Consider the following 13505-nt stretch of genomic DNA (forward strand, 5'->3'; position numbering starts at 1 on the left):
CTTCCTTTTCAGGCCGCAGCAGGTCAGAGCGGACAATGCCCGTCATTACCCAAGGAACGGGTCCACTTCCGGCCAGGGACCACTCCTGTCCCGGACACGACGCGGCGGTGCCGGGGGCTCCCCCGGCACCGCCGCGGATCCCGGACCCGCCGTTCCCGGCCCGAACAGCCCCGGGAACGGTGGGCCGGGATCAGATCAGCTCCACCACCTGGGAGTAGTGGCAGGCGTCCCGGTGCCCGGTGCCGCGGTCCAGCAGTTCCGGCGGCTCCTCCACGCACAGGTTCCGCTGCTCGTCGCTCAGCTCGTTGGCGAACTTCGGGCAGCGCGTGCGGAACCGGCACCCGGAGGGCGGGTCGGCCGGGCTGGGCACGTCGCCGGTGACCACGATCCGCTCCCGGGTCCGTTCCTTGACCGGGTCCGGCAGCGGGATCGCCGAGATGAGGGCCTGGGTGTAGGGGTGCGCCGGGGCGTCGAACAGCTCCTCCGTCGTCCCGGTCTCCACGACCTTGCCGAGGTACATCACGGCCACCCGGTCGGCGATGTGCCGGACCACCGACAGGTCGTGCGAGACGAACAGGTACGACAGGCCCAGCTCGTCCTGGAGGTCCTCCAGGAGGTTGATCACCCCGGCCTGGATCGACACGTCCAGCGCCGACACGGGCTCGTCCAGGATGAGCACCTTGGGGTTGAGCGACAGTGCGCGGGCGATGCCGATGCGCTGGCGCTGGCCGCCGGAGAACTCGTGCGGGTAGCGGGAGCCGTGCTCGGGGTTGAGCCCGACCAGTTCCAGCAGCTCCTTGACCCGCGCCCTGGCGCCCTTGCCCCGGCCGTGGATCTGCATGGGCTCGGCGATGATGTCCGAGACCGTCATACGCGGGTCCAGGGACGCGAACGGGTCCTGGAACACCAGTTGCAGGTCCCGGCGGAGCGGCCGCATCTGGGCGTCGCTGAGGGAGTGCAGCGGCTGCCCCATGTAGGTGACCTCGCCCGACGTCTGCCGGATGAGCTGGAGCAGCAGGCGCGCCGTGGTGGACTTGCCGCAGCCCGACTCGCCGACCAGGGCGAGCGTCTCGTGCTCGCGCAGCTCCAGGGAGATCCCCGAGACCGCCTGGACCTCGCCGATCTTGCGCCGCAGGATGCCCTTGGAGCGGATCGGGAAGTTCTTGACCAGGTCGACCGCGGACAGCAGCACCTCGGAGGGCGCCTTCCCGGTGTCCTCCTCGCGGCGCCCGGCGGCCTCGGCGTTCTCCTCGGTTCCGGTGTCCTCCTCGGCCCGGGCGATCTCCGCGGGCGCCTCCGCGTCCAGGGCGGTGGCCCGGAACAGGTCCTCGGGGCGGGCGTCCACCAGGCGCTCGCCGAAGTGGCAGGCGGCCTCGTGGCGGCGGAACGGGTCGGGGTCCTCCCCGTCCACGGCCGCCTCCAGGGCGGGCTCCGTCGTGTGGCAGATCTCCTGGGCCATCGGGCAGCGCGGGGCGAACCCGCACCCGGCCGGGAGGTCGAGCAGCGACGGCGGCGTCCCCAGGATGGGGGTGAGCCGCTCGTGCCGCGCCTGGTCCATCCGCGGCAGCGACCCGAGCAGCCCCAGCGCGTAGGGCATCCGGGGCCGGTAGAAGACGTCCTCGACGCTCCCGGTCTCCACCAGGCGTCCCGCGTACATCACGGCCACCCGGTCCACGTGTCCGGCGACCACGCCGAGGTCGTGGGTGATGAGCACCAGGGCCGCGCCGGTCTCCTTGCGCGCCGCCTCCAGGGCCTCCAGCACCTGGGCCTGGACCGTCACGTCCAGGGCGGTGGTGGGCTCGTCGGCGATGATCACGTCGGGGTCGTTGGCCATCGCGATGGCGATGACGACCCGCTGGCGCATACCGCCGGAGAGCTCGTGCGGGTACTGGTCGACGCGCCGGTCCGGGTGGGGGATGCCCACCTTGTCCAGCAGGTCGATCGCCCGCTCGCGGGCCTGCTGCTTGGTCACCTTGCGGTGGGTGAGCACCGCCTCGGCGATCTGGTACCCGATGGTGTACACCGGGTTCAGCGAGGTCAGCGGGTCCTGGAAGATCATGGCGATCTTGTCGCCGCGCACCTTGCTGATCTGGGCGTCGTTGAGGCCGATGACCTCCTGCCCCAGCACCCTGGCCGAGCCGGACACCTTCGCGGTCTTGGGCAGCAGGCCCATGATCGCCATGGAGGTCACCGACTTGCCCGAGCCGGACTCGCCGACGATGCCCAGGGCCTCGCCCCGGCGCACCCGGTAGGACACCCCGCGCACGGCCTGCAGGGGGCCGTCCTCGGAGGAGAAGGTGACGTTGAGGTCCTGGACGTCCAGGACGATGTCCGTGTCGACGGTCGCGGTGGCGCCGTCGTTGATGTTCTCCGTCGTGGTCATCGCCGCACCATCGTCTGTCGTGGGTCGAGGGCGTCCCGCAGGCCGTCACCGATGAAGTTGATCGTCAGGCAGATGAGGACGATCAGCACACCGGGCGGGTAGAACAGCCAGGGCCGGGTGAAGGCGGCGGTGCGCGCACCCTCCACCATCTTCCCCAGGGAGATGTCGGGCGGCTGGATGCCGAACCCGATGAAGGACAGTCCGGCCTCCGTCAGCACCGCCACCGCGATGAGCAGCGTGGCGGCGACGATGATCGGCCCCGCGGCGTTGGGCAGCAGGTGGCGGAAGATGATCCGGCTGGACCGCGCCCCGGCCGCGCGGGCGGCCTCGATGAACTCCTGCTCGCGCAGCGAGAGCACCACGCCGCGGACGACGCGGGCGACGGTCGCCCAGGAGAACAGGCACATGATGAGCGCCACCGCGTACCAGGTGGTGCCGCCGCGGACGGCGCCGTTGATCGAGGCGACGGCGACGATGAGCGGGATGATGAGGAAGATGTCGGCGATCCGCATCATGATCGCGTCCACGCGCCCCCGGTAGTAGCCGGCGACGGCGCCCCAGGTCGCGCCGACCACGGTGGAGACCACCGCGACGGTGAGGGCGACCTTGAGCGACTGCTGTGCGCCGCGCATGGTCTGCGCGAACACGTCGTTGCCCTGCTTGGTGGTGCCGAAGGGGTGTTCCAGGCTGGGCCCCGCGTTGCTGGGGATGTCCGAGTTGACGGTGTAGCCCCACTGCCAGACCAGGGGACCGAGGAAGGCGAAGGCGACGATCAGTCCGAGCAGGACGAGGCTGATCATGGCGGCCCGGTGGCGGCGGAACCGTCGCCAGATGATCTGGAGCTGGGTGAGCTCCCCGCCCCTGTTCACCGGCGTCCCGGGCTCGCCCGGGGAGTCGTCGGCCGTGATGATGCGACTCTGCATTTCACTCATAGCGGATCCTCGGGTCGAGAACGCCGTACAGGATGTCGGCGACGAGGTTGGCGAGCACCACGAGTGTGCCGCTGAGCATGAGCCAGGCCATGACCGCGAACGCGTCCTGGGACTTGACCGCCTCGATGAAGAAGTAGCCCAGGCCGCGCCACTGGAAGATGGTCTCCGTGATGACGACGCCCTCGATGATGGCGACGATGCCGATGGTGGCCACCGTCACCAGGGGGATGAGCGCGGTGCGCAGCGCATGGCGGCGTACGACCACCCGGTTGGGGACGCCCTTGGCCCGCGCCAGCCTGACGTAGTCGCTGTTGAGCACTTCCAGCATGGAGGTGCGCTGGTAGCGGCTCCAGGAGGCGAAGCTGGTGAGCATCAGGGTGATGGTGGGGAGCACCAGGTGGCCGGCCGAGTCCAGGAAGTACTCCCAGCCGGTCATGTTGCTCACCCGGGCCGAGTTGGCCCCGATGGTGTAGAAGAAGCCGGTGCCCGTGGTCTGGTTGAACCACAGGCCGCCCTCCTTGATCAGCGCGCCCAGCCAGAAGGTCGGCATGGCCAGTGCGAGGAAGCCGATGAAGGTCAGGGTGTAGTCGAGCTTGGAGTACTGGCGCATGGCGCTGACCACGCCGGACAGGATCGCCAGGCCGAGGGCCGCGACGACGGCTGCGCTGACGAGGCGGATGGTGACGTAGATGCTCGACGACAGCTGGGTGCCGATGTCGAACGCAACGCCGCGGACGGAGGGGCCGAACTGGCCTTGGAGGAGGCCGATGTCCCCGTTGCCGCCGATACCCGTCATCCAGAGCCAGTACCGCTCCGGGATCGACCGGTCGAGGTAGTACCGGGCCTCGGCGGCGGCGATGACCTCGGGGGTGGGCGGGGGCTGCTGCATGCGCAGATCCGAGAGCGGGTCGCCGCTCAGGTCCACCATCAGGAAGACCAGGACCGACGCCGCCAGGAGCACTGGGATCGCCACGGCGAGGCGACGCGCGGTGTATACGAGCATGGGGAAGGTCCTTCGGTGAGCGCTCCGACGTCCGGGCGGGCCCTACCGACCGCCTCGGCGGCGGTGGGCGGGGGCCGGCCTGGGTGAGGCGGCGCCCCGGGGTACGAGACCCCGGGGCGCCGCCCTTCAGGCCGTTGCCCGGTCGTTCCCTAAGGAGCGGTGTGTTCCAAGGGGAGCGCTATTCGGCGGCGGACCACTCGGACTGGTTCCAGAGCGCGCGCCGGGACTGGGAGTTGTTGTCGGTGACACCGCTGATGAAGGTGGTGTCGTAGAAGAAGTAGGCGGGCGTGTCCACCATGGGCAGCACGTAGGCGTCCTCGGCGACCAGGGCCGCGGCCTCGTTCGCGGACACGGCGGACTCCTCGGGGCTGGAGGAGTTCAGCGCGGCGTCGACGAGCTCGTCCACCTCTTCGTTCTCGTAACCGCCGAAGTTGCTGCCGCTGGTGCTGTGCCAGTACTGGTGCGGGGAGCCGTAGAAGTCCGGCGTGGTGCTCCAGCCGTAGATCATGAGGTCGTAGTCGGCCTCGGCGAGGGTGCCGCCCAGGTCGTCGGTGGTCTCGATCTCAGCGGTGATGCCGATCTCGGCCAGGTCGGCCTGGATCAGCTCGGCGATGATCTCACGGGCGACGTGGCCGGCGGTGTAGCGCAGGCGCAGCGGGCGGACGGCCTCGCCGTCCTTCTCCAGGGTGTCGCCGTTGAGTTCGTAGCCGGCCTCCTCCAGGGCCTCCAGGGCGGCGTCGGTGTCACCGGTGCCCTGGCCGGTCGGCGTGAGGACGTCCTCGTGGAACTCGCTGCTGGTGGAGAAGACGTGGTTGGTGCGCGGCTCGATGTCGGGGAACTTCTCGCCGTAGGTCCGGGTGGCGATGTTCGCGACGTCGATGGCGGTGAAGAGCGCCTGGCGCAGCGCCTTGTCGTCGAGCGGCTCGCTCTTGACGTTGAGGTCGACGTGCTCCCAGCTACCGCCGGACTGGACGCCGTACTCGACGTTCTCCAGGCTCTCCAGCTGGGTGAGGACGTCATCGGACCAGGTGGCCGGGGCGGCGCCCTGGACCTCTCCGTTGGTCAGCGCCGGGACCCAGCTGCCCTCCTCGGTGTTGACCTCCAGGATGATCTCGTCGATCCCGGGGGCCTCGCCGTAGTATTCCTCGTTGGCCACCTTGACGACGCGGCCGTCGAGTTCGGGGGTGCCCTCGAAGATGTAGGGGCCGCCGGAGACGGTGACCGGGCTGGCGTTGAAGAAGTCCGAGGATTCCCGCATGCCCTCGGGGGTGTCGAGGTCGAAGCCCTCGGCAGCGGCGACGTGCGCCGGGTACAGGCCGTCGACGCCGAAGGTGAACCAGCCGGGGAACTGGGCGTCCTCCTTGAGCGTCACGGTGACGGTCTTGCCGTCCTCGGAGCCCTCCACGCTCTCGATGAGGGACTCCAGGGTGGAGCCGCGGGAGTTGCAGCCGTCCGAGCACAGCTCGTCGTCGCCGCTGTTCATCTTCCACTGCCAGATGAAGTCGTCGGCGTCGATGGGCTCGCCGTCGCTCCAGTTGGCGTCCGGGTTGATCTGGTACTCCCAGGAGAGCTGGTCGCCCTCGATCAGCTCGGGGGTGTTGACGATGAGGTCGGTGTTCCACTCCCACTGGCCTTCGGGGTTCCAGAAACCGGTCACCGGAAGGACGTCGTGGAGCATCTGGATCACATAGACGGAGCCGCCCTCGGGGGCGTTGTGGTTCCATCCGCCGCCGGGCTGGTTGATGATCCAGGTGACCGAGGTCGCGCCCTCGGCGCCGCCCCCGTCCTGCGGCGGGGAGCAGGCGCTCACGGCGAGCACGGCCGAAACGCCGACGGCCGCGGCCCCCAGCATTTTCCTACGAATCTGCATCAGTCACACCCTTGATCACTAATACGAACCTTCAGTGGGGGATGGAGCGGTTCGCACAGTCCCCACCGAACTTAGGCGATTAGTCGATTAGAAGACCATCGAGTGAAATGTCTGTATAGCCCCAATGCCGGATTCGTGACCCATCCGCAACCGGTTCGCGCCCATCGACCTCGGACGTCGACATCAGGCGACAACGCAGCCGTAACAGGACGACGAGCCCCGCGTTTCCCCAGGCCAGACAGTCCCGCCAGAGCGGAACTCAGCACCCGGGATTCGGACACACCAGAAATAGGAAGACGCAAAAGCATTGTAGTCAACATTGTTTACTTAAAAGTAAACGATGTTTGACTACGCAAGGCACCCCTTTGGTCACAACCCAAAAAACGGACATACAGACACGAACAATGAATTCAGGCGGAAAGATCCCGCCTTCGTTCGGGGGTGCCATGAAAGCGAGAGGATCATGGAAAGATGGGATGACATGATGTCAAAAGGACCCCGGGAGCCACCGCCCCCTCGCCGGGCGCCCCTCCCCGGAAAACCCCTCCCCGGACCACCCGCAGGTCGCGGGCTTCCCCTGCGGCGAACCCGTCATCCAGGTGTCCGAAACCACCGTGGGCACCCCTGGGGAGCCGATAAAGTCGACAGCGGCGGCCATCACCGCCGACTCCAGACCGCAGCGAGGAAGGCCCCTGCCGTGTCCGAAAACGTGCGCCTCGTCTGTCCCTCGGGCCGCAAGCACGCGGAGCTGTGGGGCGGCTACCTCCTGGCGGCCCTGGGTCTCGCCGCCATCGCGCTCGACCCCGGCCACTGGGCCAACATCACGCTCGGCGTGCTGCTGCTCCTCCTCGGCGGCGGCCTCGCGGCCCACGGCCACCTCTTCGTCAAGGCCCCCGTGCTGGAGATCTCGGACGGGGAGTTCCACTACCGCCGCGGCAGCTACGAGGTCAGCGTGCCCTTCGGGGACATCGGCTCCTACTACCTGCTTCCCGGGGGCGTGCGCTCCCTGGGCCTGTGCGACACCGCGGGCCGTCCCAAGCGCTTCCCGTCCTTGCAGAGCCGCCGCACCTCCCGCGCCTACCTCCCCCTGACCGGGATCACCAGCCCGGCCAAGGTCGAGGCGTTCATGGCGCTGGCGGGCATCCCGCCGCGCAAGCGCTCCCTGTCCTCCTGACACCGGGCCCCGGGAACCGCCCCGCACCGCCGGCCCGCCGTACGGGCCCGGGCCGCCCCTCGTCACCCGATAACGGCCTGACCGAAACTGGGGAACACAACGGCACGTAGTCGGGCGTCTCAGTCCACAACAGGTGAATTCGCACCACGCGCCCCACGGACATACCGTCGCAAGCCCGGGTCATCTACCCTCGGTTGGGTGACGCAGTCCAGAATCACCGCAATCCTGACCGTAGCGGGGATGCTCGCGGCCATGTGGGTCTTCGAGATCCTCGACTTCTTCATGCTCGGATCCCTCGACTACCGGTTCGGCCTGCACTCCTGGGACCCCGGGGCGCCCTGGACCGTCCTCACCGCGCCGTTCATGCACGGCAACTTCCAGCACCTCGTGGGCAACTCGCTGCCCTTCCTCGTGCTGGGCTCGCTCGTGGCCTTCAGCGGGCTGTCCCGCCTCCTGTTGACCACCCTGATCGTCACACTGGTCAGCGGGGTGGGGATCTGGCTCTTCAGTGCGCCCGCCACCGTCACCGTGGGCGCCAGCGGACTGGTCTTCGGCTACTTCGGCTACACCGTCCTGCGCGGCATCATCGAGCGCCGGACCGTCGACATCGTCATCATGATCTGCGTCGTGCTCTTCTACGGCACCATGATCTGGGGTGTGCTCCCGCAGTACCCCGGGGTGTCGTGGCAGGCACACCTGTTCGGCTTCATCGGCGGGCTGGTCGCCGCCTACGTCCTGCCCAGGCGGGAGAAGCGGAGCCAGCTCGACCCGCGGCGCCAGCCCGGGGCGCAGGGCGGCTACTACGCGCCCTGAGCCGGTACCGGAAGCACGGGGGCCCCGGAATCCGCACGGATTCCGGGGCCCCCGCCGTCCGCACACGGCCCCCGGGTCGGGGGAGGCCGCGGACGGGACCGTCAGGAGAAGTCCAGGCCCTCGGCGGCGTCGCCCAGGGTGCGCTCCAGGAACCCGGGGTTCTCCGCCAGCCAGCTGCGGGCACCCGCAAGCTGGTCGTCCGCGTACTCCTCCAGAACCGTCACCTCCAGGGTGGCCAGCTCCTCGTCGCTCATCTCCCAGGCCTGCATCCACTCGGTGAGCTCGGGGAAGTCCTCGCCGAAGCCCGCGCGGCCCACGGCGTGGATCTCCTCGGAACCGCCCATCAGACCCTCGGGGTCCTCCAGGTCCTTCAGGTCGTGCTTGGCGTAGACCGGGTGCGGACGCCACAGGGTGACGACGATCGGCTCCTCGTCGGCGATCGCCGATTCCAGCTCCGCCAGCATCGCCGCGGTGGACGACTCGACGAGCTCGTAGTCGCCGTCCAGGCCGTAGCCCGGCATCGCCTCCTCCTTGGTGACCCGGGTCAGGCCCGCGCCCGACTCGATGCCGACGATGCGGCCGCCGAACTCGTCGGCCATGCCCTCGAGGTCGGCGATGGTGTCGACGTCCTCCACGTAGGAGGGCACCGTGATGGTCAGCTTGGCGTTGTCGTACCAGGTGCCGAGGTCCTCCAGCTGCTCGCCGTAGTCCTCCCAGTAGTCGGCGTGGGTGACCGGCAGCCAGGTGTCCAGGTACATGTCCAGGTCACCGTTGGCGGTGCCCTGGTACATGGGGGCGACGTCCACGTCGGTGACCGTGACGTCGTAGCCCTTCTCCTCCAGGATGACCTGCCACAGGGCGGTGACCGCGATGCCCTCCTCCCAGGCGATCCGACCGATCTCGATCTCCTGGGCGTCACCACCGCCCTCGCCTTCGCCGGGGCCCGTCAGGTCCTGTCCACCGCCGCCGCAGGCGGTGAGGAGGAGGACCGTGCTCATTCCGGCGGCGGACAGCGCGGCGGTGCGCTTTCGGGTGTACATCGTGGGGTTCCTTCCCTTGGGGAATCCGGCTCCGGCGGGCCGTGTGCGGTCGGCCCGCCGGGTGCGGGGCGTGCTCAGGCCGAGGAGACGGCGGCGCGCCCCTGCGGGCTCTTGCGGGTGATGGCCGCCGTGAGGCGGTCCAGGAAGATGGCCAGCACCACCACGGCGATCCCGGCCTCGAAGCCGAGTGCGCCGTCGTTGCGGCTGATCCCCTGGTAGACCTGGCTTCCCAGACCGCCGGCGCCGACCATGCCGGCGATGACGACCATGGACAGGCCGAGCATGATGACCTGGTTGACGCCGGCCATGATGGTCGGCAGGGCCAGGGGCAGCTGGATGCCGGTGAGGATCTTGCGGCCCGGGGCGCCGAACGCCTCGCCCGCCTCCACCAGCTCCCTGTCGATCTGGCGGATGCCCAGTTCCGTGAGGCGCACGCCGGGCGGCATCGCGAACACGATGGTCGCGACCACGCCGGGGACCGAGCCGATGGAGAAGAAGAAGATCGCCGGGATCAGGTACACGAACGCGGGCAGCGTCTGCATCAGGTCCAGGACCGGCTTGACGATCTTGCTGACCAGGTCGTTGTAGGCGGCCAGGACGCCGATCGGGATCGCGATGGCCACCGCGATGGCGCTGGCCACCAGCACCAGGCCCAGGGTGTCCATGGCGTTGTCCCACTGGCCGACCGAGGCCACCAGGGCCAGCGCGACCAGGGCGAACGCGCCCATCCGCCACCCGGCCACCGAGTACGCGAGCAGGCTCAGCAGCAGGATCATCAGCAGGGACCGGGGCTCGGTCACGAGCGCGGGCAGCAGCAGCCAGCCCAGGAGGATCACGGCCAGCCAGCCTCCGGCCACGACCGCCGTGCGCCTGCGCGCCCCCGGGTCCACCGCCCCCGACACCGTGACGGCGGCCAGGAACAGCAGCGAGACGACGAAGTAGGAGTCGACGTACTGGTCGAACAGGTTCATCGCCCACAGGAACAGGAAGGGCGGCATGGCGTTGACGATCGTGTCCACCAGGCCGAACCACGCCTGGAGGATGTAGAGCACCGAGACCGTGCCGACCGTCGCCGCCAGCGGGACGCGGTGCGAGCGCAGCAGCGGTACCGCGATGATCACCGCGGCGATGAACGTGAGCTGGGCGGCCGCCGGGTCGGAGAAGAAGCCCGACAGGACGGACACGGCCCAGCGGATGAACTCGCCGGTGGCGTCGAAGACCGGGCCGAAGTGGGCCTTGAGCCAGCGGTTGAACGCCTCGAAGCCCTCGCCGATCGGCAGGGCGGGCGGGAAGTCGACGGGGGTCACGGCCTCTCCTTCCCCGACGCGAGGGCGGCGAGCACGGACGTGCGCGAGGCGGTGCCCAGCACGCTGCCGTCCTCGTCGACCACGCGGACGAGCTCGGATCGGGCCATGTCGGTGTACAGGTCGGCGATGGGCGTGTCGGCCGCGACCTGCGGCGCGGACGCGCCCGCGGTGGCCCGGGGGTCCAGGGCCGCGGCCGCGGTCAGCACCCGGGTGCGGTCGACGTCCTCGGTGAACCGCTCGACGTAGTCGTTGGCGGGCTCGTTGAGGATCTCCTGCGCGGTGCCGATCTGGGCGACCCGGCCGTCCCGCAGGACGCAGACGCGGTCGCCCAGGCGCATGGCCTCGTTGAGGTCGTGGGTGATGAAGATGATGGTCTTGCCCAGGGTCTTCTGGAGTTCCAGCAGCTGGGTCTGCATGTCCCGCCGGATCAGCGGGTCGAGCGCGCTGAACGCCTCGTCCATCAGGATGATGTCGGTGTCGGCGGCCAGGGCGCGGGCCAGGCCGACGCGCTGCTGCATGCCGCCCGACAGCTGGTGCGGGTACTTGTCCTCCCAGCCGGCCAGGCCCACCAGCTCCAGGGTCTCCCCGGCGCGGGCGGCCCGCTCGGCGCGGGGCTCGCCGCGCAGCTCGAGGCCGTAGGCGGCGTTCTCCAGCACCGTCCGGTGCGGCAGCAGCGCGAAGTGCTGGAAGACCATGCTGATCTTCTCGCCGCGCAGCTTCAGGAGGTCCTTCCTGCCCAGGGCCGTGATGTCGACACCGTCGACCTCCACTGATCCCGAGGTGGGTTCCAGCAGGCCGTTGAGCATGCGGATGAGGGTGGACTTGCCCGAACCGGACAGGCCCATGACGACGAAGATCTCGCCCGGCTCGACGTCGAAGGAGACGTCGATGACCGCGGCGGTGACATCGAGGTCGGCGATGGTGTCGCGGTGACTGCCGTCGGCGAGCCGCTCTACGGCGGCTCCGGCCTGTCTACCGAACACCTTGTACAGGTGGTCTGCTCGTACTGCTGGCACGGTCTCCTCTACGGGGCTGTCCCGGCCGCGGAGCAGGCGGGTTTCCCCGATCGCCGACCCGCGGGCTCTTCAGGCGGCCGGCCCGCGCAGAGCCCCCCGGTGTGCGCCCCTGGAGGGGTTCGGACCAGCACCTGGTTCACGTCGGGTGGCAACGTTACCGAGATGCGTACCTACAGTTCAGACGGCATGTAACCGGCAAATAACATGTTTAAACGTCATAAAAACGGTCCGTCGACCGTGCTGGGGGTTTGCATCTTCGCAGGACAGCGATATGTGATCTATACCACATCGGGTTATGACGTGATCTGCGCCACATATAGGTGACAGGGGTGCCATACGACGGTATGTGCCGACACAACAACCTAACGTCACACCTGCGGATGCGACAGACCCCGGCCGGGAAAGCCGGGGTGCCGCGTCAGGAATCGATGTGCGCGCGGGTGAACTTCAGGTGCGAGCGAGAGGGCGTCGGGCCCCGCTGCCCCTGGTAGCGCGAGCCGTACTCCGCGGAGCCGTAGGGGTGCTCGGCGGGCGAGGTCAGCCGGAACATGCACAGCTGGCCGATCTTCATACCGGGGTACAGCTTGATCGGCAGTGTCGCGACGTTGGAGAGCTCCAGGGTCACGTGCCCGGAGAAGCCCGGATCGATGAAGCCGGCGGTGGAGTGGGTCAGCAGCCCCAGCCGCCCGAGCGAACTCTTGCCCTCCAGCCGGCTGGCGATGTCGTCGGGCAGGGTCACCACCTCGTAGGTGGACGCCAGCACGAACTCGCCGGGGTGCAGGATGAAGGCGTCGTCGGCATCGGCCTCGACCAACCGGGTCAGGTCCGGCTGCTCGACCGAGGGGTCGATGTGCGGGTACTTGTGGTTCTCGAAGACCCGGAAGAACCGGTCCAGGCGCACGTCGATGCTGGACGGCTGGACCAGGCCGGGGTCGAAGGGGTCGATCCGGACCCGCCCGGAGTCGATTTCGGACCTGATATCGCGATCGGAGAGCAACACGCTCCGAACCTACCGCCTGCCGAAGCCACCAGGGGGAACGTCGGCCGAACAGCGGCACCCGACACGGCTTCCCGGATCCGACTTGCCGTCCGCCCCCGGGAGTGGGCTAGGATGGCAATCGGTCGACCGGCCGCTGGAGCGGCGGGTGACACGCGGATGTAGTTCAATGGCAGAACTTCAGCTTCCCAAGCTGATAGCGCGGGTTCGATTCCCGTCATCCGCTCCGTTCGAGAGACGGCCCCTGAAGTGCGAGAACGCATCGCACGCCAGGGGCCGTTCTCGCGTTCAGGGTGCACCAGCGGGTGGACGGGCCCGACGACCGGCACCGGATGACGCGTCCCGCTCCCGCCACATGACTTCAGGTGAACACCGGCACCCGAATCCGTCCGGAGATCCCGGGGCGGACCGCGGGGCGTCACCGCGTCGTTCGACCAGCCGGTCAGGGAGCCGTAGAAGCCAAGCCGAGCCGACTGAGATCGAGGCGTTCCGCGCGGCGTGCGAGCAGGTAAAGGTGTCCTGCGCTCCGGTCCTGCTCCTTGACCAGGGTGAACCCCTGGGTCTCGTAGTACTTGACCAGTTCGGGGAAGAAGCACCCCCGCCTCACCCACCGGTACTCCTGCCGCGCAGCCCGGTCGACAGCCCACAAAGCGATCAACGTGCCGGGCTTGTACTCCCGGTACGCGGGGTCGGTCACCGTCGTGAACAGGTACAGGCTCGGCTCGTCGGCCTCCTCCGGTGTCCAGTCCTTCGGTGGTGCGTGCGTCGTCACCGTCGTGCACCCGACGACACGGCCTTCGGCTTCGAGCACCCACATGAACCCGGCTGCGGCCTGCCCGGCGAGGTCGTCCACGTTCTCCCGCCAGGACTCCAGCCCCTGCCGCTCCATCCAGTCGCAGCGCGCAGTGATCATCGACGCGACTCCGGGGGTGTCCGCCTTGGTCGCGGGGCGCATAGTGAACACGGGCGG

At 69.0% G+C, this 13505-nt stretch carries 11 protein-coding genes and 1 tRNA gene; 3 read left to right on the forward strand and 9 right to left on the reverse strand.

Going from position 1 to position 13505, the window contains the following annotated elements; all coding sequences use genetic code 11:
- Nucleotides 1-190: 190 nt before the first annotated feature.
- The 4 genes from ACSUPR_RS14500 to ACSUPR_RS14515 form a co-directional block, all read right to left on the reverse strand.
- On the reverse strand, nt 191-2383 hold the full coding sequence (locus ACSUPR_RS14500; RefSeq protein WP_436891827.1) for an ABC transporter ATP-binding protein: 2193 nt from the start codon (nt 2381-2383) through the stop codon (nt 191-193).
- Nucleotides 2380-3306 (reverse strand): ABC transporter permease, encoded by a 927-nt coding sequence (locus ACSUPR_RS14505; RefSeq protein ID WP_436892014.1) that lies wholly within the window; start codon nt 3304-3306, stop codon nt 2380-2382. The genes ACSUPR_RS14500 and ACSUPR_RS14505 overlap by 4 nt, the downstream gene beginning before the upstream one ends.
- A gap of 1 nt (nt 3307) precedes the next feature.
- The gene (locus tag ACSUPR_RS14510; protein WP_436891828.1) at nt 3308-4318 is read right to left on the reverse strand and encodes an ABC transporter permease; all 1011 of its coding nucleotides are present in this window, start codon (nt 4316-4318) and stop codon (nt 3308-3310) included.
- A gap of 178 nt (nt 4319-4496) precedes the next feature.
- Nucleotides 4497-6188 carry an ABC transporter family substrate-binding protein gene (locus tag ACSUPR_RS14515; RefSeq protein ID WP_436891829.1) on the reverse strand — a complete coding sequence of 564 codons (1692 nt, stop codon included), beginning with the start codon at nt 6186-6188 and terminating at the stop codon, nt 4497-4499.
- 697 nt (nt 6189-6885) lie between these two features.
- Between ACSUPR_RS14515 and ACSUPR_RS14520 the strand changes: the two genes are divergently transcribed.
- Together ACSUPR_RS14520 and ACSUPR_RS14525 are read left to right on the forward strand one after the other, a co-directional pair.
- Nucleotides 6886-7362: a hypothetical protein gene (locus ACSUPR_RS14520; protein WP_436891830.1), complete on the forward strand. Its 477-nt coding sequence runs from the start codon at nt 6886-6888 to the stop codon at nt 7360-7362.
- Nucleotides 7363-7560: 198 nt separating this feature from the next.
- The gene (locus ACSUPR_RS14525; RefSeq protein WP_436891831.1) at nt 7561-8175 is read left to right on the forward strand and encodes a rhomboid family intramembrane serine protease; all 615 of its coding nucleotides are present in this window, start codon (nt 7561-7563) and stop codon (nt 8173-8175) included.
- Between the two features lie 101 nt (nt 8176-8276).
- On the opposite strand, the gene ACSUPR_RS14530 is transcribed toward ACSUPR_RS14525, so the two are convergent.
- The 4 genes from ACSUPR_RS14530 to dcd form a co-directional block, all read right to left on the reverse strand.
- Nucleotides 8277-9215 (reverse strand): glycine betaine ABC transporter substrate-binding protein, encoded by a 939-nt coding sequence (locus tag ACSUPR_RS14530; protein ID WP_436891832.1) that lies wholly within the window; start codon nt 9213-9215, stop codon nt 8277-8279.
- Between the two features lie 74 nt (nt 9216-9289).
- Nucleotides 9290-10522, reverse strand: a complete 1233-nt coding sequence (locus ACSUPR_RS14535) for an ABC transporter permease (protein WP_436891833.1) — start codon at nt 10520-10522, stop codon at nt 9290-9292.
- The gene (locus tag ACSUPR_RS14540) at nt 10519-11514 is read right to left on the reverse strand and encodes a quaternary amine ABC transporter ATP-binding protein (protein ID WP_436892015.1); all 996 of its coding nucleotides are present in this window, start codon (nt 11512-11514) and stop codon (nt 10519-10521) included. Before ACSUPR_RS14540 ends, ACSUPR_RS14535 begins: the two co-directional genes overlap by 4 nt.
- Nucleotides 11515-11956: 442 nt before the next feature.
- Nucleotides 11957-12538, reverse strand: a complete 582-nt coding sequence (gene dcd, locus ACSUPR_RS14545) for a dCTP deaminase (protein WP_436891835.1) — start codon at nt 12536-12538, stop codon at nt 11957-11959.
- A 152-nt stretch (nt 12539-12690) separates the two neighbouring features.
- Between dcd and ACSUPR_RS14550 the strand changes: the two genes are divergently transcribed.
- A tRNA-Gly gene (locus tag ACSUPR_RS14550) sits at nt 12691-12761 on the forward strand.
- Between the two features lie 216 nt (nt 12762-12977).
- On the opposite strand, the gene ACSUPR_RS14555 is transcribed toward ACSUPR_RS14550, so the two are convergent.
- Nucleotides 12978-13499, reverse strand: coding sequence for a GNAT family N-acetyltransferase (locus tag ACSUPR_RS14555; protein ID WP_436891836.1), 522 nt, complete (start codon nt 13497-13499; stop codon nt 12978-12980).
- Nucleotides 13500-13505 lie beyond the last annotated feature (6 nt).

Source organism: Nocardiopsis dassonvillei (genome assembly GCF_964273065.1).
GTDB lineage: Bacteria > Actinomycetota > Actinomycetes > Streptosporangiales > Streptosporangiaceae > Nocardiopsis > Nocardiopsis dassonvillei_B.

What these genes read in the sequence shown, in the direction of transcription:
- ACSUPR_RS14500 (WP_436891827.1), bottom strand. Translation starts at nt 2,383, where the DNA reads ATGACCACGACGGAGAACATCAACGACGGCGCCACCGCGACCGTCGAC.
- ACSUPR_RS14505 (WP_436892014.1), bottom strand. Translation starts at nt 3,306, where the DNA reads ATGCAGAGTCGCATCATCACGGCCGACGACTCCCCGGGCGAGCCCGGG.
- ACSUPR_RS14510 (WP_436891828.1), bottom strand. Translation starts at nt 4,318, where the DNA reads ATGCTCGTATACACCGCGCGTCGCCTCGCCGTGGCGATCCCAGTGCTC.
- ACSUPR_RS14515 (WP_436891829.1), bottom strand. Translation starts at nt 6,188, where the DNA reads ATGCAGATTCGTAGGAAAATGCTGGGGGCCGCGGCCGTCGGCGTTTCG.
- ACSUPR_RS14530 (WP_436891832.1), bottom strand. Translation starts at nt 9,215, where the DNA reads ATGTACACCCGAAAGCGCACCGCCGCGCTGTCCGCCGCCGGAATGAGC.